At 67.4% G+C, this 20,317-nt stretch carries 19 protein-coding genes; 13 read left to right on the forward strand and 6 right to left on the reverse strand.

Annotation, left to right across the window (positions count from 1 at the left end; all coding sequences use genetic code 11):
- The first annotated feature begins 174 nt into the window (after nucleotides 1-174).
- Nucleotides 175-1,443, forward strand: coding sequence for an MFS transporter (locus VX037_RS01430; RefSeq protein WP_235724606.1), 1,269 nt, complete (start codon nucleotides 175-177; stop codon nucleotides 1,441-1,443).
- Here VX037_RS01430 and VX037_RS01435 read toward each other — a convergent pair.
- Nucleotides 1,356-2,324 (reverse strand): diacylglycerol/lipid kinase family protein, encoded by a 969-nt coding sequence (locus tag VX037_RS01435; protein WP_235724605.1) that lies wholly within the window; start codon nucleotides 2,322-2,324, stop codon nucleotides 1,356-1,358. The two genes, VX037_RS01430 and VX037_RS01435, sit on opposite strands and share 88 nt — an antisense overlap.
- A 147-nt stretch (nucleotides 2,325-2,471) precedes the next feature.
- On the opposite strand from VX037_RS01435, the gene VX037_RS01440 reads away from it, so the two are divergent.
- The gene (locus VX037_RS01440; RefSeq protein ID WP_235724628.1) at nucleotides 2,472-2,906 is read left to right on the forward strand and encodes a hypothetical protein; all 435 of its coding nucleotides are present in this window, start codon (nucleotides 2,472-2,474) and stop codon (nucleotides 2,904-2,906) included.
- A 95-nt stretch (nucleotides 2,907-3,001) separates the two neighbouring features.
- Nucleotides 3,002-3,793 carry a ParA family protein gene (locus VX037_RS01445; RefSeq protein WP_235724604.1) on the forward strand — a complete coding sequence of 264 codons (792 nt, stop codon included), beginning with the start codon at nucleotides 3,002-3,004 and terminating at the stop codon, nucleotides 3,791-3,793.
- Nucleotides 3,794-3,907: 114 nt separating this feature from the next.
- On the opposite strand, the gene VX037_RS01450 is transcribed toward VX037_RS01445, so the two are convergent.
- Together VX037_RS01450 and VX037_RS01455 are read right to left on the reverse strand one after the other, a co-directional pair.
- Complete coding sequence (locus tag VX037_RS01450; RefSeq protein ID WP_235724603.1) at nucleotides 3,908-5,194, reverse strand: Rv3212 family protein; 1,287 nt, start codon at nucleotides 5,192-5,194, stop codon at nucleotides 3,908-3,910.
- A gap of 45 nt (nucleotides 5,195-5,239) precedes the next feature.
- Nucleotides 5,240-6,853, reverse strand: a complete 1,614-nt coding sequence (locus VX037_RS01455) for a DEAD/DEAH box helicase (RefSeq protein WP_235724602.1) — start codon at nucleotides 6,851-6,853, stop codon at nucleotides 5,240-5,242.
- Nucleotides 6,854-7,191: 338 nt separating this feature from the next.
- Between VX037_RS01455 and VX037_RS01460 the strand changes: the two genes are divergently transcribed.
- Entirely contained in the window at nucleotides 7,192-7,896 is a 705-nt protein-coding gene (locus VX037_RS01460) for a ferritin-like fold-containing protein (RefSeq protein WP_235724601.1), read from the forward strand.
- 149 nt (nucleotides 7,897-8,045) lie between these two features.
- A complete protein-coding gene (locus tag VX037_RS01465; protein WP_235724600.1) occupies nucleotides 8,046-8,279 on the forward strand; it encodes a DUF3107 domain-containing protein in 234 nt (77 codons plus the stop codon).
- A gap of 112 nt (nucleotides 8,280-8,391) precedes the next feature.
- Here the strand turns inward: VX037_RS01465 and VX037_RS01470 are convergent, their stop codons facing one another.
- Complete coding sequence (locus VX037_RS01470; protein WP_235724599.1) at nucleotides 8,392-9,054, reverse strand: TetR/AcrR family transcriptional regulator; 663 nt, start codon at nucleotides 9,052-9,054, stop codon at nucleotides 8,392-8,394.
- A gap of 210 nt (nucleotides 9,055-9,264) precedes the next feature.
- Between VX037_RS01470 and VX037_RS01475 the strand changes: the two genes are divergently transcribed.
- The 8 genes from VX037_RS01475 to VX037_RS01510 all read left to right on the forward strand — a co-directional run bounded on the left by VX037_RS01475 (nucleotide 9,265) and on the right by VX037_RS01510 (nucleotide 19,088).
- Entirely contained in the window at nucleotides 9,265-10,269 is a 1,005-nt protein-coding gene (locus VX037_RS01475; protein ID WP_235724627.1) for a DUF3152 domain-containing protein, read from the forward strand.
- Nucleotides 10,270-10,360: 91 nt separating this feature from the next.
- A complete protein-coding gene (moeZ, locus tag VX037_RS01480; protein WP_266062357.1) occupies nucleotides 10,361-11,536 on the forward strand; it encodes an adenylyltransferase/sulfurtransferase MoeZ in 1,176 nt (391 codons plus the stop codon).
- Between the two features lie 94 nt (nucleotides 11,537-11,630).
- Nucleotides 11,631-12,485 (forward strand): TIGR02569 family protein, encoded by an 855-nt coding sequence (locus tag VX037_RS01485; protein WP_266062359.1) that lies wholly within the window; start codon nucleotides 11,631-11,633, stop codon nucleotides 12,483-12,485.
- A gap of 173 nt (nucleotides 12,486-12,658) precedes the next feature.
- Nucleotides 12,659-14,131, forward strand: a complete 1,473-nt coding sequence (locus tag VX037_RS01490) for a nitrate/nitrite transporter (RefSeq protein WP_235724596.1) — start codon at nucleotides 12,659-12,661, stop codon at nucleotides 14,129-14,131.
- Between the two features lie 34 nt (nucleotides 14,132-14,165).
- The gene (gene nirB / locus VX037_RS01495) at nucleotides 14,166-16,736 is read left to right on the forward strand and encodes a nitrite reductase large subunit NirB (RefSeq protein ID WP_328712983.1); all 2,571 of its coding nucleotides are present in this window, start codon (nucleotides 14,166-14,168) and stop codon (nucleotides 16,734-16,736) included.
- Nucleotides 16,733-17,167, forward strand: a complete 435-nt coding sequence (gene nirD / locus VX037_RS01500; RefSeq protein WP_235724594.1) for a nitrite reductase small subunit NirD — start codon at nucleotides 16,733-16,735, stop codon at nucleotides 17,165-17,167. Before nirB ends, nirD begins: the two co-directional genes overlap by 4 nt.
- Entirely contained in the window at nucleotides 17,164-18,345 is a 1,182-nt protein-coding gene (locus VX037_RS01505) for a uroporphyrinogen-III synthase (RefSeq protein WP_235724593.1), read from the forward strand. The genes nirD and VX037_RS01505 overlap by 4 nt, the downstream gene beginning before the upstream one ends.
- Complete coding sequence (locus VX037_RS01510) at nucleotides 18,342-19,088, forward strand: sirohydrochlorin chelatase (RefSeq protein ID WP_235724592.1); 747 nt, start codon at nucleotides 18,342-18,344, stop codon at nucleotides 19,086-19,088. The genes VX037_RS01505 and VX037_RS01510 overlap by 4 nt, the downstream gene beginning before the upstream one ends.
- Nucleotides 19,089-19,181: 93 nt before the next feature.
- Here the strand turns inward: VX037_RS01510 and VX037_RS01515 are convergent, their stop codons facing one another.
- Nucleotides 19,182-19,490, reverse strand: coding sequence for an MGMT family protein (locus tag VX037_RS01515; RefSeq protein ID WP_235724591.1), 309 nt, complete (start codon nucleotides 19,488-19,490; stop codon nucleotides 19,182-19,184).
- A gap of 1 nt (nucleotide 19,491) precedes the next feature.
- A complete protein-coding gene (locus VX037_RS01520) occupies nucleotides 19,492-20,283 on the reverse strand; it encodes an alpha/beta fold hydrolase (RefSeq protein WP_235724590.1) in 792 nt (263 codons plus the stop codon).
- Between the last annotated feature and the right edge of the window lie 34 nt (nucleotides 20,284-20,317).

A 20,317-nucleotide genomic window follows, 5' to 3' on the forward strand; every position in this document is an offset into this window, starting at 1 on the left:
CTCTACTCGGGTTTGTGGCTGCTTTGGTGTGATTTTCGCTGGTCGCCGAAAGAAATCCCTGGTGGTCTTCGAGTCATAGTCGGTAGTCTGTGAGGCATGCCACGACGACGACGTTGATCCTCATCACACCGACCGCGCTCCCGGCGACGGGCTGAGGGCGCCGACCGGCTGAGCGTGGCCGCCTCGGTCGCGGCACTGGCCGAGGACGCGATCCCGCTCTACCCACTGTATGCGGTCATGTTCGCCGACCCCGACGTCGTCGGGGCCGGACTCTCACCCGCGTCGATCTCCGTGCTGTTCATCATCTGGTCGGCGTGCTCCTTTCTCTTCGAGATCCCGACCGGGCTCCTTGCCGACCGTGTCTCGCGTCGCCCCCTGCTCGTCGTGGGTCCGCTGGTGACCGGGGCAGGCTTTGCGCTGTGGACCTGGTGGCCGTCGTTCGGGGCGTTCGCTGCGGGCTTCGTGTTGTGGTCGGCGGGCTCGGCGCTGCGCTCCGGCACGACGCAAGCGCTGCTCTACGACACCCTGGCCGCCCGAGGGCACGCCGTGCGCTATTCGGCGCTGGCCGGCCGACTGCGCGCATTCGGTGCCTGCGGTGTGCTCGTGGGCACGGTCTCGGCGGTGCCGTTGGCGGCGTGGGGCGGATATCAGGCGGCCGGCGCGGGGAGCGTCGCGGCGTGCGTGGTCTGCGCGGTCGCGTCGTGGGCACTGCCCGAAGAGCGGGCACCCGTCGGTGACGTCCACGATCTCGCGCGAGGCAACGGCGACGGAGCCGACCGGGAAACGGATGCCGAACACGGCGTTGCGTGGACCGTCTCGGTGACGGCCATCCGCATGCTGTGCACCGACCGGGCGTTGGGCGGGCTGTTTCTGCTGGTGATCGCGCTCACCTGGGTATCGGCACTCGACGAGTATCTGCCGCTGCTCGCCGACGAGATGTGGCATGGGGGCCGGTGGGGGTGGCCCCCTTCCATCGGGGTCCCCGTTGCGATGATCGTGGTTGCCGTCGGGGACATCGTCGGTGGCTGGGCGGCACACCGGACCCGAGTCGAGCGGCTCACCGCGCGGGGCACGGCGCCGTGGCTGCTCTTGGGCGCAGCGGCACTGGCAGTCGGCTCGTGGTGGGCCCATCCGGCCGGAATCGTGGTGGTTGCGGGTGCCTTCGCGATCTTCGGCTGGGCGTTCGTGATGGCCGAGGCGATGATGCAACGGCGGGTTCGGTCCGAAGTAAGGGCCACCACCTCGTCGGTGGTCGGCGTGGGGGAGGAGGTGATCGCTGTGGTGGCGTTCGGTGCCTGGGCGCTGGGATCGGGCTGGTGGCCCCCATCGGTGTTGTTCGCCGTCGCGGCGGTGCCCTATGCCGTGCTGGGTGTGCTGCTCGGCGTCGGGGTGGGGGCCACCACGGCGAGAGCGTCGGCGCGATACCCGAAATCGACCGCATGATGGGCGCCGATGTAGTCGCCGTCCATCTGGACGTCGATGGGTTCCTCGGCGCGGAACCGCACCCAGGCGACGTCGTCGTTGCGATGCAGATGGCGCGCTTTCGGCGTGCGATGGCTGAGCAGCCGGGCGGCCAGCGGGATATTGCGGGCGACGCCTGTCGACGTGGCCGCGAACACCCCGAGTCGCGTGTCGAAGCCGGTCGTCGGATTGGTGCGGATCTCGAAGTCGCCCAGGTAGGTCCACGGACTCGTGTTCGACACGAACGCAAACCGGACGCCGTCGATCGGGTCGAGGCCGGGCAATTCGACGGTGAACGACGAACGGTCCATCGCATTGCGCAGGAAGGACGCGACAGTCGTCCACAGGTAGCGCATCGGCGTGGCCGCCTTGCCGGCATGCCGCTTGTCCTCCATCGCATGCACGACGACGGCATCCATTCCCATACCGGTGTTGAACAGGAACCACCGATCGCGGGTGTGTCCCAGGCCGATGCGCCGGCACCCGCCGCCCTCTAGCAGTCCACTGAGCTGAGCGGTCGCCGCGAGTGGATCGGGTTCGATACCCAGGGTGCGCGCGAAGACGTTGGCACTGCCGCCCGGGATGACGCCGAGCGCCGGCAGCCGGCGGTCGGGATCTGGCATGGTGCTCGGCGGCCCCAGGATGCCGTTGACCGCTTCGTTGACCGAGCCATCGCCACCGTGGACGAGCACCACGTCGAATCCTTCGTCGACCGCACGGGCGGCCAGCTCGTGGGCGTGACCACGATGGGTGGTGTGCTCGACGTCGAGGGCGAACCGTGAACTCAGCGTGTGCGCCAGAGCGTCGCGGCCGGCCGGGGTGGTCGCGGTGGCGAAGGGATTGACGATGAGCATCATGCGCACGAGATCCCACGATATGGGGTCCGGGCGTGTGACGTGCACCCGCCCATCTCCGTTGTCGCTCGCCACCCATAGTCTGGAGTGGTGAGCAGCAAGCAGGGCGCCGGTCGCGCAACAGGTGGTGACGGGCAGTCGGGGGCCGATTCCGCGGTGGCGCAGCGACCGCCGACCACCGTGCGGGCGGCCGGTGCGGTGACCGCGCTGGAGGGCGCCGTCGCCGTCGTCGTCGCGATTGTTCTCGCCATCCGCGAGGCGGCGGGCCATCGGGAGGCGTTCATCAGCGGCTACGGCACTGCGGCATGGTTCGGCATCATCGGCGGCGGAGTGTTGATCGGCGGCATCGCCCTGCTGACAGGTCGCCGATGGGGACGAGCGATTTCGGTGGTCGCCCAGATCCTGCTACTGCCGGTTGCCTATGCGCTGCTGACCGACAGCGGGCAGCCGTGGTTCGGTATCCCACTGGCCATCGCGGCGCTGGCCGTGCTGGTGCTGATCTTCAGTCCGGCATCCACGCGATGGCTGGTCGGCGAGTACACCACCGACGACACCCCCGAGTCGGGAGCCGGCTCGCGACGACGACGCTGACCCGGGCGGTACCGATCACGGCCGGTTCGACTCGGGCCGGTCGGTAACGCGGGTTACCCCAGACGGGGTGAGTGATCGGCCGTACAGTTGAGGCCATGACCCGCATGCTGGCCATCGCGAATCAGAAGGGTGGGGTCGCCAAGACCACCACTGTCGCGTCATTGGGCGCGGCGCTGGCCGACCTTGACGTGTCGGTACTCGTCGTGGATCTCGATCCCCAAGGCTGTCTTACCTTCTCACTCGGGCACGACCCCGACCAGCTGGAGTCGTCGGTGCACGACGTGTTGTTGGGCGAGGAGGAGATCGCCGACGTGTTGCTCGACACCGACGACAACGTGACGCTGTTGCCGGCGACCATCGACCTGGCCGGCGCCGAGGCGTTGTTGTTGATGCGGCCGGGGCGGGAGTACGCCCTCAAACGCGCACTCGCAGAGGTCGCCGAGGACTACGACGTCATCCTGATCGACTGTCCACCGTCACTGGGTGTGCTCACCCTCAACGGGCTCACCGCCGCCGACGAGGTGGTGGTTCCGCTGCAGTGCGAGACGCTGGCCCACCGCGGCGTCGGGCAACTGTTGCGCACAGTCAACGAGGTGCAACAGATCACCAACCCGGCGTTGACGACCCTGGGCGCGGTGGCCACCCTCTATGACGCGCGCACCACCCACAGCCGTGACGTGCTCGGTGATGTCGCCGACCGCTACGACCTGCCGGTTCTGGACCCACCGATACCGCGTACGGTGCGGTTCGCCGAGGCGTCGGCGTCGGGCACGTCGGTGATGCGCGGCCGGAAGAACAAGGGCGCCAACGCTTATCGTGGACTGGCGGAGAATCTCTGGAAGCATTGGGAGGCCGGGACACCGGTCCAGACTTTCGACACCGCCTGACGTCTGAATCTGTATCTACGAGCGGCGCAGCGCTCCTGCGTGACCAGCCGGGTGCGCAGCGCCGACGATGCTCCCGAGCGGGGTGTGTGACGACCCGGCATCGTACGGCCGGGATCAGGCAGGGGAGTAGGACGTGACGGTTGGCCCCCACTGTTCGATGACGTCGGCGCCCAGCACCCGCAGAGCCACCGGCTCGTCGCGGCGGCCGTCTCGCGGCAGGGTCATCGCGCGCAGTTCGCGGCCGGTGGCCCCGTCGCGGACGCTGACGCCGTCGGCGGTCGGCAGGAGCAGCTGGCCGGCCATGACCTCGCCCGTCCCGATGGTGCCGGGGATCTGGTAGATGGGCCGAAGATCGGAAGCGTCCAGCACCACGGTGGCCGTGCCGGTGTAGAAGGTGGTCAGGCCGCCGCCGGTGACGACGACTCCATCACCGGGGGGTGCTTGCACCCCGTTGACGGTGTTCGTGGCGGTGGGTGCTCCGTCCGAGGAGAACTGCCGGATCGTCGGCGTTCGATTGCCGTCAGGCGTCGGGGTGTCCGCGGCGGGAAGCGGCGGGTCGCCGCCGCCGTCGTAGACCGCGATGGTCGAACTGGTCATCGCGATCAGGATCGGCGGTGGGCCCGCTGAACCATCGGTGATTATCGATGAACCGTACTGCTGCACATCTTCATCGTCGTCGAGGACGGCACCGAGCACGGTCAACCGGTAGCCAGGGTCATCGGCGCAGCGCTCGATGACCGCGACGCGGCTACCACCGACCGCGGACGACAGCAACTGGCAGTCAGAGCGGCCCGGCTGCACATCCGGGTTCACCGGTGCATCCACCCGGCCGTACTCGATTCCGCGCACCAGATTCGACCCCCACGTCTCCAGACGTGTAGGGCCCTGGGAGACAACGTAACCGGAGTCCGACAGGAGTCGGACCCGATCGTCGGCGTCACTGCTGCGGCCGCCCGCACGCTGTCCCGAGGAAGCGTCGAGTGCGGTGATCTCGCCACAACCGCGCGAGTTGCGGTAGGCGGCGAGCACCTTGTTGTTGCTCGCCGGCCACGCCGCGATCGCCGCGCACAAGTCCAGGTTCCGGGTGTAGCGCCACAGTTCGCGTCCGGTCCGCGGGTCGCGGCCCGCCACGGTGCCGCCGTCGGCGGTCACCACGGTCGAGTTCGCGACGGCCGGGATCCGGGTGGCCGGCGACTGCGCCCGCCACGAAGGTGTGAGGGCCGTGGGCACCTGCGCCGACGGCTCGACCTCGGGTACCGGCGCGACGGCTTGAACGCTCTCGGTCTGCCGGACCGGACTGTTCGCCCAGACGAGCAGTCCGACGACGACGGTGACCACGATGATCGCCGCGGTGACCGCCAGGTCGACCGGGGTGCGACGCTCAGGTCGAATACGGGCCACGTGCCCTCCGGTCGCCACTCACACGTCGACCAGCGCCGAAACGGGTCACTCGGCTGCGGCGACGGTCGTGGTCTTCTCCGGCTGTGAGTCGCCCGACGCAGCACCGCGCTTGGCGCTGCCGCGACGACGACGACGTCGACGCGGGCGCTCACCGCCGGCGGAATCGCTACCGTCGGCCGCACCGGCCCCCGCGTCTGTGGTGTTCTTGCCCGACGTCTGATTGTCGGCGGCGTCGTCCGAGGACCGCGCCGCTCCGTCGGAGGACTTGCCGCCGCGGGTACGTCGACGCACCCGGTTCGACTTCGGACGCTGCGACCTGCTCGTGCGCTCCTCGCGCTCACCGGATGGCTTCGGCGTGGCGATTCGTCCGGTGGCCGATTCCGGGATCGAGAGCTCTTCGCGCAGATGCTCCGAGGTCGAGTAGGTCTCCACCGGCGCCGGCACATCGAGACCCAGCGCCGAGTTGATCAGCTCCCAGCGATGCAGCTCATCCCAGTCGACCAGGGTGATCGCGATGCCGGTCCGGCCGGCACGTCCGGTGCGGCCGATGCGGTGCACGTAGGTCTTGTCGTCCTCCGGGCACTGATAGTTGATGACGTGGGTGACATCCTCCACGTCGATGCCGCGGGCTGCGACGTCGGTGGCCACGAGCACGTTGATGTCACCGTTGCGGAAACGCTTGAGTGCTTTCTCGCGCGCGACCTGTCCGAGGTCACCATGTACCGCGCCGACGGAGAAACCGCGTTCGGCGAGGTCGTCGGCGACCTTCTGTGCCGTGCGCTTGGTGCGGGTGAAGATCATCGTGGCGCCCCGGCCCTCGGCCTGCAGAATGCGTGCGACCAGTTCGGCCTTGTCGAGTGCGTGGGCGCGGTAGATGAACTGCGTGGTCCGCTCGTGGACGGCCGAGTCATTGGCGTGTTCGGCGCGGATGTGGGTCGGGCGGTGCAGGAACGTGCGGGCCAAGGTGACGATCGGACCCGGCATGGTGGCCGAGAAGAGCATGGTCTGCCGGGGTGTGGGCAGGGCTGCCATGATGCGTTCGATATCGGGCAGGAACCCGAGATCGAGCATCTCGTCGGCCTCGTCGAGCACCAGCACGCCGACCTTGCCGAGGATGAGGTGGCCCTGCTGGGCGAGATCGAGCAGGCGGCCGGGAGTGCCGACGACCAAGTCGACGCCCGACTTGAGGTCGGCGATCTGCGACTCGTAGGGGCGCCCGCCGTAGATCGAGGTGATCTTGAGCGGACGGGTGGTGCCGTCGGCGAGGGTGACGTCGAGCTTCTTGGCCGCGACCTCGAGGTCGCCGGTCACCTGCAGACACAGCTCGCGGGTCGGCACGATGACCAGGGCGCGCGGAGTGTTGTCGAGTGGGCGGAGACCCGATGCCTCGGCAGTCGCGAGACGATGCATCATCGGTACGCCGAACCCGTAGGTCTTGCCCATGCCGGTACGGGCCTGACCGATCAGGTCGTCCCCGGACAGGGCCAGGGGAAGCGTCAGCTCCTGGATCGCGAAGGTATGTGTCTTGCCGTCGTCGGCGAGTGCCTCGACGATGCTGTCGTGCACGCCGAGTTCGGCGAAGGTGGGGGAGGTGTGGGTTTCGTCGACGATCGTCGTCTGGACGTCGTCACGGGAGTTGGTCCCGGTGGTATCGCTCATGTGAGGTTGTATGCCTTTCTGCATTTCACGCACGCACGAAAGGCACCACAGTGGGGTCGAGCGGCCTGCGCCGGAAGGGCCCTGGTCGGGCCGCGTCGGTGGGTCCGGGACGGACCGCGCAAACCGCGTTCGGTGACTGTGTGGTGGCTCCGCTCGGGCAGTGTCACCCGGCGACCAGTGCGCGCACATTGTCCGGTGACCGCGCGATGAAAGGGCCGCTCCGCCCGGCCGTGATGAGTCGTTGCCGGTCGGTTCGCCACCGAATCGTCATGATCGCGTCAGTGCACCGTCGTCCAGTGTACTTGGTGAACGTCGAGAGCCCGCATACCATCACCAGCATGTCGACTGCGCCGCACCCATCCGGAGTTTCCCCCGATCCCGCAGATACCGCTGCGACCAGCGTCGATGGCGGTGCCATCGGCAAGTTGTTCGCCGTCTTGCTGGCCGGTGAATACGCGGCTTTCTATCGCCTCATCGACGAGTCCCGGATGGCACCCGACGTCGCGAGCAAGGTGGCCATCGCCCGGATGGCGGCGTCGGAGATCAATCACTACGACACGTTGGCCGAGCAGGTCTGCGCGCGCGGCATCGACCCGATCGCGGCGGTCGAGCGTTACCGATCGATCTTTGACGACTACCACCGTGTTACCACCCCGAAGACCTGGTATGAGGCGCTGGTGAAGGCGTATGTGGGCGACGGGCTCGCGGCCGACTTCTACACCGAGGTCTCGGGAGTTCTGCCCGCCGATGCGCAGACCGTCATCCGCGAGGTGATGGCCGAGACGGCCAACTCCCGGTTCGCGCGCGACCAGGTCGCGGCCGCCGTCGCCGCCGACCCGTCCTTGAGATCGCCGCTGATCCTGTGGGGCCGGAGATTGCTCGGCGAGGCCGTCACGCACGCCCAGTGGGTGCTCGCCGCCGAGGAGGAGGTCACCGACCTGCTGTTCGCCGGTTCGGCATCGCTTCAGGGTATTGCCGGATTCTTCGATGCGATCACCGCCGACCACGCCACCCGGATGGCCGAACTCGGTCTCGGTGGATAGGTCGGGTGGGGTCGAGGCTTCGCGTGTTGCGCTGTGAGCGGAGCCGATGTCGTCGGCGATCGGGTCTGATCTAGCCTGGATCAGCAGACAGTTGAGTGCCGTGTGCGCGGTTGGCCGCGACGCGGCGGATGACCTTCGGAAGGGTGGCCATGGCCGTTGAAGTGAAGATCGGAATCACCGACAGTCCTCGTGAGCTGTCCATCCAGACCACGCTCACCAGTGACAAGGCGTACTCGGAGGTCGAGGCGGCGCTGTCGGGTTCCGGACAACTGCTCGCGCTCACCGACGACAAGGGCGCGCGCTTCTTGGTGCCGGTGACGAAAATCGCCTACGTCGAGGTGGGCAGTACCGAGAACCGGCGGGTGGGCTTCGTCGCCTCCTGACCCATTGGCTCCGATGTACGGCCGCTGTCGATGAGTGTCGACGGCGGCCGAAGTCGTTTCCGCAGCCGGCTCCGGGGAGAGCGCGGCGGTATCGAGCGCTTCTCGGAGCTTCTCAGGCCAGGTCGTCGGAGTCGTCGTCGCCCGTCCCGATGCCCTGCAACGGCACGTGGGACAGCCCGCCCCACAACAGGGCGACCGTGGTGTCCACCGCGGCCCGCTTGTCGACCGGGCGTTTGGCCTCGAGCCAGTAGCGGGCGTTGACCTGGCTTGCGCCGACCAGCCCCGCAGCCAGCATCCGCGAGCGGTACGGGTCGAGGCCGGAGTCGTGCATGACCAGCCCGTAGACCGCGTCGACGCATGCCTCGGTGGCTCCCTCCACCCGCCGGATCACAGCGGGGTCCTTGGCGTCGGAGGAGAAGATGAGCCGGTAGCCGGAGTTGTCCTGGTCGATGAAGTCGAAGAATGCCTCCACCGCGGCACGCACGCGCTGCTTGTTGTCGGTCGTGGTCAGCAGCGCGCGGTTGACGTCGCTGACGAGCTTCTCGGCGTGGGAGTCGACGACGGCGATGTAGAGGTCCAGTTTCGACGGGAAGTGCTGATACAGCACCGGCTTGCTGACTCCGGCATGCACGGCGATCTCGTCCATGCCCGCAGAGTGGTAGCCGCGCTCCACAAAGATCTCGCTCGCTGCATCGAGCAGCTGCATACGCCGGGCACTGCGCGGCAGTCGGGTGTTGCGCGCGGCACCGTTCGACGGGTTTGTGGTGGTCGACATGGGTAGAGCGTACTCGGCGACGATGCCGGGTCCCGTGGCCGCACGGCCCCATCGCGACACACCGTTCCACGCCTGCGCGTTTACCTGTGAGAAGGTTGAGCTGTGAGTCACCCAGGAGGCGGGCCGAACTCGCCGTACCCCGGGGCCGGAGGGCCCGGCGCGACCGGTGGGGGGATCGGGGCCGGGCGGACAACCGGCACGACCACGGGCATACGCACCGGTGCCGGGTCGTCGGCGGAGCCCCCGCGGGCCAGACCGAAGCCGGACCAACCACTGCGTGCCCGGTGGGATCCCACCGACGACAGCGGACGGATCCGGGTCGATCGCGATGCTCAGCCCGAGCGCAAGAAACAGAGCGCATTGGGTCGGTTCGTCGCCACCTATGGGTGGCGCGCCTATGCCATCCCGGTCTTGATCGTGCTGACCGTCGTGCTCATCGTGGTCACCGTGCGGTCCGCCGACGACACCGCCTTCGTGCCCGCCGCGGACGTCAACCCCGATGCGGCCTCACGCAACACCGACGTGAGCAAGGAGACCGGGCCGATCGGTGCCCCGACCGGAACCATCCAACCCGAGGCATTGCCCGCCGGGACACTGCCCGCCGGCGGGCCGTACACCGAAAAGGGGCGTGAGGTCTACCACGTGGTGCCCGGGGCCGGCAAGCAGGTCGGCACCGGCGGCGAGGTCTACACCTACACCGTCGAGGTCGAGAACGGCATCAACGCGCAGGACTTCGGCGGCGATCGGTCGTTCGCGAAGATGGTCGACGCGACCCTGGCGAATCCGCGCAGTTGGATCGGGGACGGGAAGGTCAGCTTCCGACGCATTGACTCCGGTGAGCCGGACCTGCGCATCACGCTGGCATCGCCGGCCACGACACGTGAGTTGTGCGGCTACCAGATCCAGCTGGAGACGTCGTGCTTCTATCCGCCGGAGGAGCGGGTGACGCTCAACGAGGCGCGCTGGGTACGTGGTGCCATCTCATATCAGGGTGACGACCTTCTCTACCGGCAGTACCTGATCAACCACGAGACAGGGCACGGCATCGGGTACGAGGCGCATGAACCGTGTAAAGAGAACGGCGCGCTGGCGCCGGTGATGATGCAGCAGTCGTTCGGGGTGGCCAACAGCGAGATCATGGCGCTCGACCCCGATATGCAGGCGAATCGCAGCTATGTGTGCAAGCCGAATCCGTGGCCGTTCCCCGACCTGTGATGCGGCCGTCCGTGGCTGCGGAATGACCGTGCCGCCGCGGCTGTTGTGATCAGCAGATCGCTCTCGAACAACGACGTAGGAGGAGGCGCCCGTGTCGTCCTTGCCCCCGCTGGTGGAACCTGCAGCGGAACTGTCCAACGAAGAGGTGGCCCGATACAGCCGCCACCTGATCATCCCGGATGTGGGGATGGACGGCCAGAAGCGGTTGAAAAATGCCAAGGTGCTGGTGATCGGCGCGGGTGGTTTGGGATCACCCACGCTGCTGTACCTGGCTGCCGCGGGTGTCGGCACCATCGGCATCGTCGAGTTCGACGTGGTCGACGAGTCCAATCTGCAGCGTCAGGTCATCCACGGACAGTCCGACATCGGCCGGCCCAAAGCAGAGAGCGCCCGCGACTCCATCCTCGAGATCAACCCGTTCGTCACGGTCAACCTGCACGACGAGCGGCTGGAACCCGAAGGCGCCATCGAACTGTTCTCCCAGTACGACCTGATCCTCGACGGCACCGACAACTTCGCGACGCGTTACCTCGTCAACGATGCCGCCGTGCTCGCGCACAAGCCGTACGTGTGGGGGTCGATCTACCGGTTCGAGGGTCAGGCGTCGGTGTTCTGGGAGGACGCGCCGGACGGGCGCGGCCTCAACTACCGGGATCTGTATCCGCAGGCGCCGCCGCCCGGCATGGTGCCCTCGTGCGCCGAGGGCGGTGTGCTCGGCATTCTGTGCGCCTCGATCGGATCGATCATGGGTACCGAGGCGATCAAGTTGATCTGTGGCATCGGTGAACCGCTGCTGGGTCGCCTGATGGTCTACGACGCCCTGGACATGAGCTACCGCACCATCAAGATCCGCAAGGACCCCGAGGGTGAGCGGGTCACCGAACTCATCGACTACGACGACTTCTGCGGGGTGGTCTCCGATGAGGCCGCCGATGCCGTGGACGGTTCGACGCTGACCGCCGCCGAGCTCAAGGAGAAGATCGACGCCGGCGACCGTGTCGCTCTCATCGATGTCCGCGAGCCGGTGGAGTGGGACATCGTCCACATCGACGGTGCCACGCTCATCCCCAAGGACGAGATCCTGTCCGGTGCCGGACTCGCCAAGTTGCCGCAGGATCGCCCGACGGTGCTCTACTGCAAGACCGGTGTCCGCTCGGCGGAAGCGCTCGCCGCGCTCAAGCGCGCCGGGTTCGCCGATGCCACCCACCTGCAGGGTGGGGTCACCGCGTGGGCCAACCAGGTGGACAAGACGCTGCCGGTCTACTGATGGGGCGCGTTCATGTGGTCCGGGGCGTGATTGGAGACCAGATGCCCGCGTCGTTGCCGCATTCTGCCTGCATCGCTCGGTAATCTCTGCAGATGTGAACACCGTCGAGCCGCCCGAACACGTGCTGAACACGTTCGGGCTGACCGCACATCCGCCGATCCAGATGGGCGATTCCTGGGTCGGCGGTTGGCGGGTCGGTGAAGTCGTCTTGTCTTTGGTGCCCGACCACGCGCGGGCCGCATGGTCGGCGTCGGTCCGTGAATCGCTCTACGTCGAGGGGTTGCGGATCGCGCGACCGTTCCGCGCCACCGACGGCCGATATGTTGTGTCCGGGTGGCGAGCGGATACCTATATCGCCGGTGCGCCAGAGCCGCGGCACGACGAGGTCGTCCTGGTGGCCGACCGCCTGCATGCGGCCACCGCAACGCTGGACCGGCCACGGTTCCTGTTGCAATCGCCGGCGCCACCGCATACCGACGTCGACGTGTTCACCGCCGCCGATCGTGCGGCGTGGGAGGACGTTCCGTTGCGCACGGCCCGGGCGGCCGGCATGGGGGAGCCGACGTCGCCGGATGGTGCGCAGAGCGTCGAGATGCTGAAAACCCTTGCCACCCTTCGTAAGAACGTGTCGCTGCAGTCGCAAGTGGTGCACGGTGACCTTTTCGGCACCGTCCTGTTCGCCGGTGCCGCCGCGCCGGGCATCACCGACATCGTGCCGTACTGGCGGCCCGCCTCCTGGGCGTCAGCGGTGGTTGTGGTGGATTCGCTCGCCTGGGGTGGCGCTGACGACGACCTCGTGCGACGCTGGGCGGATCAGTCGGAATGGCCGCAGATGATGCTGCGGGCAACCATGTTCCGTCTGGCGGTCCACGCGTTACATCCGCGTGCCACCGCCGGCGCACTGCCCGGGCTGCAGCGGGTCGTCGATCTCGTGCGCTTGATGCTGTAGGCGCAGGTCAGAGTCTTCTGGTCCTTCTCACACGCGCGCCCTCGCGATGTGAGCACAACGTGACTCTTCGGTCACGCGAGGGAAAATCCCGGCAACACACGCTGCCTAACTTTGAGTCCAATCGTCCGACAGAGCCGTCGGTCACTGCGTCCACAACAACGATTGGATGACTCATGCCCGTACTTCCCGCATCCGTGCGGACCGCGCTCGCGCGTGACCACCGGATCACCGACTGGGATCCCGAGGACCGCACTGCCTGGGACAACGGCAACGCCGCCATCGCCAAGCGAAACCTGGTGTGGTCGGTGATCTGCGAGCACGTCGGCTTCTCGGTGTGGTCGCTGTTCTCGGTGATGGCCCTGTTCATGGGCCCGGAGTATGGCATCAGCCTCGATCAGAAGTTCATCATCGCGGCGACCGCCACTTTCGTCGGCTCCTGCCTGCGCATTCCCTACACCCAGGCGACCGCGCGGTTCGGTGGCCGCAACTGGGCGATCTTCAGCGCCATCGTGCTGCTGATCCCGACGGCGCTGACCATGATGCTGATGATGAACCCGGGCGAGTTCGGATTCGGCTGGTTCCTCGGCGTCGCCGCACTGACCGGTTTCGGCGGCGGCAACTTCGCCTCGTCGATGACCAACATCAACGCCTTCTATCCGCAGCGGCTCAAGGGCTGGGCGCTGGGTCTCAACGCCGGCGGCGGCAACATCGGTGTGCCGGTGGTGCAGCTTATCGGCCTCGCGGTCATCTGGCTCGCCTCCGATCAGCCTGAGATCGTCTGTGCCATCTATCTGGTGGCTCTCGCCGTGGCCGGTGTCGGCGCGGCGATCTACATGGACAACCTCGATCACCAGACTTCCAGCGGCCGCGCGATGATCGACTGCCTCCGGCACAAGGACACCTGGCTGATCTGCCTGCTCTACATCGGCACCTTCGGATCGTTCATCGGTTTCGGATTCGCTTTCGCGCAGGTCCTCAACATCAGCTTCACCGAGGCCGGCGCCGAGAAGCCCGCGCTGGCCGCCGCCACGATCGCCTGGATCGGGCCGCTGCTCGGCTCTGTGTCGCGCCCCTACGGCGGCAAACTCGCCGACCGCGTCGGCGGCGGCAAGGTGACGCTGTACTGCTTTGCCGCGATGACGCTGTCCGCCGCGATCCTGGTCATCGCCGGCACCGTCGCCGACAGCAATGGTCAGATCAGCGGGGGTGTGCTCAGCGCATTCGTCGTCGGCTTCATCCTGCTGTTCCTGCTCTCGGGAATATCAAACGGTTCGGTCTACAAGATCATCCCGACCATCTGGGAGAACAAGTCCAAGGAGCTCACCGGCCTGAACGCGTTGGGCAAGACCAAGTGGTCGCGCAGCATGTCCGGTGCCCTCATCGGCATCGCCGGTGCGGCAGGCGGTCTCGGTGGCGTCGGCATCAACCTGGTGCTGCGGGCGAGTTATCAGTCGAATCAGTCGGCGACCGTTGCCTTTTGGATCTTCATGGGCTTCTACGTTCTCGCTGGAGTCATCACCTACGTGTTCTACGTCCGACGTCCGATGGTGATCAGCGAGACCACCGATCTGCAGGTCGCCGCCGACACGGTCGGTGCCGGCGAGACGACAGACGGCTCCGGGCCCGCCGACAAGGCGATGGCCTGAGCCAGACCAGCTCAGAATCAACAAGGAGTAACCAGTGACCAGCGAATCCAAGACCGTAGTCGTGGTCGGCCACGGCATGGTGGGTCACCGCTTCGTGCAGACCCTCCGTACCCGCGACATCAACGACACCTGGCGGATCGAAGTTGTTTCCGAAGAGGCCGATCCCGCCTACGACCGCGTCGGACTGTCCTCGTATGTCGGTGCCTGGCAGCGGAATTCGCTGGCACTGGATGGCAACACCTACGCGGGTGACGATCACGTCGTGACCCACCTGGGTGAAGTCGTGACCGACGTCGACCGCGCCGGCCGGCGGGTGGTGACGTCGGCGGGACGGGAAATCGACTATGACGCTCTCGTGCTCGCCACCGGGTCATATGCCTTCGTCCCGCCGGTTCCCGGACACGACAACGACAAATGTTTCGTCTATCGCACGCTCGATGATCTGGACGCCATCCGGACGGCCGCCGAGGCAGCCGGACCGGGTGCGCCCGGCATCGTCGTGGGCGGCGGTCTGCTGGGACTGGAGGCGGCCAATGCGCTGAAGCTGATGGGGATGACCCCCCATGTGGTGGAGTTCGCGCCACGGTTGATGCCCATGCAGGTCGACGACGGGGGCGGGTCGGTCCTGGAGAACCTGGTGACCGACCTGGGGTTGACTGTGCACACCGGCGTCGGAACGGCCGACATCGCCGATTCCGACTCCGGCGGGCTCACCGTGACGCTCAGCGACGACAGCGAGATCGATGCCGCCCTGGTCGTGTTCTCGGCGGGCGTGCGGCCGCGCGACCAGGTGGCCCGCGACGCCGGTCTTGCGGTCGGCGAACGTGGCGGCGTGCTGGTCGACACCTCATGCCGAACCGATGATCCCGACGTGTTCGCGATCGGGGAGGTCGCCGCAGTCGAGGGTCGTTGCTACGGGCTGGTCGCGCCCGGATACAGCACCGCCGAGGTGGTGGCCGACCAACTCCTCGGGCAGCAGTCCACTTTCCCCGGTGCGGACATGTCGACCAAGCTCAAATTGCTCGGTGTCGACGTGGCCAGCTTCGGTGACGCCATGGCGACCACCGAGAACGCGCTGGAGATCGTCTACCACGACCCCGTTGCCGGGCGGTACGCGAAAGTGGTGGTCTCCGATGACGCCAAGACACTGCTCGGCGGCATCCTCGTGGGTGATGCGTCGGCATACGCGCTGCTCAAACCGATGGTGGGCAGCGAGATCCCGGGTGACCCGGCTGCGCTGATCGCGCCGGCCTCGGGTCCCGCGGTCGGCGTGGACGCGCTGCCCGACGAGGCCGAGATCTGTTCGTGTAACGGCGTTTCCAAGGGAACCATCTGCTCGGCGATCGCCGACGGCGCCTGCGAGATCGCCGACATCAAGAAGACCACCTGCGCCGGAACCACCTGCGGTGGCTGTCTGCCCAGCGTCAAGTCGCTACTGGCGGCCTCTGGTGTGGAACTGTCCAAGGCCCTGTGCGAGCACTTCGAGCAGTCGCGCGCCGAACTGTACGAGATCATCTCGGTCACCGGTATCCGCACGTTCTCCGAGATCATCGACCGCTACGGCAGCGGTCAAGGCTGCGACATCTGCAAGCCGACGGTGGCGTCCATCCTGGCCTCCACGTCGAGCGACCACATCCTCGACGGCGAGCAGGCGTCCCTGCAGGACACCAACGACCACTTCCTCGCCAACATGCAGAAGAACGGCTCCTACTCGGTCGTCCCGCGCATGCCGGGCGGGGAGGTGACCCCCGAACAGCTCATCGTGATCGGTGAGATCGCCCGTGACTTCGGTCTGTACACCAAGATCACCGGTGGTCAGCGCATCGACCTCTTCGGCGCCCGCGTTGACCAGCTCCCGGAGATCTGGCGTCGCCTCGTCGACGCCGGCATGGAATCCGGGCACGCCTACGGCAAGAGCCTGCGCACGGTGAAGAGCTGCGTCGGGTCCACCTGGTGCCGCTACGGTGTGCAGGATTCCGTCGGCATGGCCGTCCTTCTGGAGAAGCGCTACCGGGGCCTGCGGTCGCCGCACAAACTGAAGTTCGGTGTGTCGGGCTGTGCCCGCGAATGCGCCGAGGCGCGGGGCAAGGATGTCGGTGTCATCGCCACCGAGAACGGGTGGAACCTCTACGTGGCCGGTAACGGCGGGCAGAGCCCGAAACACGCCCAACTGCTGGCCAGCGGAGTGGATGACCAGACGCTGGTCGCCTACATTGATCGGTACCTGATGTTCTATATCCGCACCGCCGATCGCCTGCAGCGTACTGCGCCGTGGCTGGAGGCGATGGAGGGCGGACTCGATCATCTGAAGGCGGTGGTCTGCGACGACAGCCTGGGTCTCGCGGCCGATCTCGAAGCGGCCATGGAACGCCACGTCGACGGCTACCGCGACGAGTGGGCAGCGGTACTCGAGGACGAGGATAAGCTCAAGCGCTTCGTCTCGTTCGTCAACGCACCGGAGGTGGTCGATCCGACGATCCAGTTCACCGACACCGACGTCGAGCGCAAGATCCCGGTTCTGCTCGACATGCCGTCGATGCCCGGCCGCGTCGACACCGAGTCCGCCACCAACGACGCAATAGAACGTGAAGGAGTGCCGACATGACAGTCGCTGCGCGATCGACGGCGAACCAACCCGCTGACCCGACCACGCATGCCGAGGCCGTACCCGGACAGTGGATCCGTGCGTGCGCCCTGGCCGATCTCGCCATCGGACGAGGGGCCGGTGTGTTGGGTCCCGACTTCGAGCAGGCCGCGCTCTTCCGCATCCCTGCGGTGGAGACCGACCGAGAAGCGGTGGTGGGACGGACCCGGCTGTACGCCATCGGCAACATCGACCCGTTCGCACGCGCAGCGGTGCTGTCCCGCGGCGTCACCGGCGACCGCGGCGGCGAGCCGACCGTTGCCAGCCCGCTGGGCAAGCAGGTGTTCTCGCTGCGCTCCGGCATCTGCCTCGACGACGAAGCGATGTCGGTGCCCAGCTACGCCGTACGGGTGGTCGATGACATTGTCGAGGTGTACTTCCAGCGCCGATGAGCAACAGCAAAGACACGGCCCTCGCCGACGACGCCGAGGCCCTACCACTGGCCGGATTCACCATCGGGATCACCGCGGCGCGGCGCGCCGAGGAATTCGCTGCGCTGCTCGAACGCCGGGGTGCCGAGGTGATGGCCGCTCCGACGATCCGGATCCTGCCGCTCGTCGACGACACCGAACTCGAGCAGGTGACCGAGACGATCATTGCCGATCCACCGGAACTGATGGTCGCCACCACGGGTATCGGCTTTCGTGGCTGGGTGGAGGCCGCCGACGGCTGGGGCGGGGCCGAGCCGCTGATCACCGCGTTGGGAAAGAGTCGGCTCATCGCCCGGGGACCGAAGGCCAAGGGCGCGATTCGGGCGGCCGGGTTGCGCGAAGAGTGGTCTCCGGGAAGCGAGTCGTCGTCGGAGGTGCTCGACCGGTTGCTGGACGAGGGGGTCGAGGGCGTGCGGATCGCGGTCCAGTTACACGGGGCGACCACCGAATGGGAGCCCTTGCCGGACTTCTGCGCAGTGCTGCGTGCCGCTGGCGCCCAGGTGCTACCGATCCCGGTGTATCGCTGGAACATGCATCCCGACGTCGATCGGATCGATCGCATGATCGGCGCAGTGGTACGCGGCGATCTCGACGCGATCACCTTCACCAGCGCGCCGGCCGCGGCGTCGATCCTCACGCGCGCCAAAGAACTCGGCAAGCTGCCGCAGTTCGTGCACGCGATGCGGACGGCGGTGCCGGTGATGTGCGTGGGTTCGGTCACCGCCGGTCCGTTGGAGGCGTTGCAGATCCCGACCAGTTATCCGAAACGGTATCGACTCGGCGCCTTGGTGCGGTTGATCACCGACGAGTTGCCCCGGAGAAGTCACAACTTGCGAGTTCACGGTCACGACACCGCCATCCGCGGTCAGGCGGTGATCGTCGACGGCGCGCTGCGTGATATGTCGGCGACCAGTTTGATCATGCTCAAGGCACTCGCTGCCTCACCCGGTCGGGTGGTCTCGCGCCACGAGCTGCTGGCCGGACTGCCCGGCGACAGCTCCGACACCCACGCCGTGGAAGTGGCAGTGGCCCGGCTGCGCAATGCACTGGGTGATCCGAAGATGATCCAGACCGTGGTCAAGCGGGGATATCGACTCGCTGTCGACCTGGAATACGAGGGGGAAGAGGACGGGGAATGAGGCATCGACACACTCGTCAGTACCTGCCGTTCGGCGACCGGCTGCGTGACGTCAGCCCGGTGCTGGTCGCTCACGGCACCCGAAATCCGCACGGCGTCAGCGTGATCGCGGAGATCGCCGAGGCCGTCGGAAAGCAGGTGGGTACCACCCGCACCGCCTTCGTCGACGTGCTCGGCCCCACCCCGGCCGAGGTCATCGCCGATGTCGACCGCCCGGCGGTGTTGGTACCGGCGTTCCTGGCGTCGGGGTATCACGTCCGCAAGGATCTGCCGCAGCATGTCGAGGCAGCGGGGCGTTGCGACACGATCGTCACCCGGGCGCTCGGGCCGGATCCGGCCATCGCCGATGTGGCCCGCCTGCGGCTCGTCGAGGCCGGTTGGGAGCCGGGTGACTCGGTGGTGCTGGCCGCGGCCGGCTCGTCTGACGAGAGCGCTTGCGGCCAAGTGCATCTCGCTGCCCGGCAGCTGGAGTCGATCATCGGCGGACGTGTCGAAGTGGGCTTCATCACCACCGCGACGCCGTCGGTTCCCGAAGCTGTCGAACGGGCATCGCGGAACGGACGCCGCGTGGCCATCGCGAGTTATCTGCTGGCGCCTGGGTTGTTCCATCAGCGACTGCACACCTACGGTGCCGATGTCGTCGCCGATCCGCTCGGAGCCGATCAGCGCATCGTGGACCTCATCGTCACGCGCATGCGCGCCGCGATCAGCCCATACCGTCGTCAGGCGCCGGTCAGCGGCTGACCCCAATGGCGACCTCCGGTGGATGGCCGCGAACGGAGTGAGTGGCGTATCGAGATCACATCACGGTCCCGCCAGAGAGCCGATCACCTCCGGTCAGTCATCGATGCCGGGTCTCCAGCGGCACTCGCGGAGGACGACCCGCCCGTCTCGGATGGGAACGCCCTCGGCGTGCAGCCTCGCCAACTGTCGCTCGGCCAGGTGTGGGGTCGGGCGGCCCGAGGCGGGGACCACGCGATGCCAAGGGAGGTCACCGGAATCGGTCCGCATGATCGCGCCTACGATCCGCGGGCTGGACAACCCGGCCGCATGGCCGAGGTCACCGTAGGTGGTCACCATGCCTTCCGGGATCGCCGCGACCAGTCCCCGCACCCGCTCCACGTCGTCATCAGTGATGGCGGCCATCTCAGACCTGCTCGAGAATCTCGCGGATCAACGTCGCGGTGAGTTCCGGCTCCAGGTACGGCACCATGTGCCCGCAGTCGGCATGTACCACCCGAATCGACTCCGCGTCCGCGCAGGATGCGAGGAAGTCGGGGCCCACGAACGGTGGCCGGACGCGATCGGCCACCACGACCACCGTCGACAGTCCGGTCGGTGGGAGCAACGCCTCGCGGGCCATCTCACTCCACGCCGTGGCCGCCGCCGGCGCACTCACCCGCCATCCCACCCGGCCGTTGGCCAGGGGAACCAGGTGCTCATCGATCTCCTTGTCCAACAGCGTCTCCGGGATGTCCGCCCACCCCTCGCTGCGTTTCGCCGACCGGGCGTGATCGGCGTCGGCGTAGTCCCAGTGGGCCAGGCTGTCGGTGGCGACCTCCAGCGCCCACGACGGATCGAGACCTTGCGCCGGGTCGAGCAACACCAACCCCGCGACCGCATCGCCGAGACGATGGGCCAGCCGGACGGCGAGCGCTCCGCCGAACGAGTGACCGACGATCACGAACGGACGCGCAGAGGCAGGGATGTGTTCGTCGACAACTGCGACCAACGCGTCGACGTGGTCTTCGTAGGACCACGGCGGTGTCCACGGCGAGTGGCCGTGGCCGAGGAGATCAGGTGCGATCAGGCGCAGGTCGGGTAGCTGGTCGCCGGCCAGTGCCGCCCACCGGCGGCCGTGGCCGGTGAGGCCATGGATGGCCAGGACAGCTGCGGCGTCGCCGGTATCGGGTCCGAATGTGTGGGTGGTCAACGGCATGACGCCATCCTGCCGTAGCAGCGTGGCGACTGCG

The sequence above is a fragment of the Gordonia sp. Z-3 genome (genome assembly GCF_036233855.1).
GTDB lineage: Bacteria > Actinomycetota > Actinomycetes > Mycobacteriales > Mycobacteriaceae > Gordonia > Gordonia tangerina.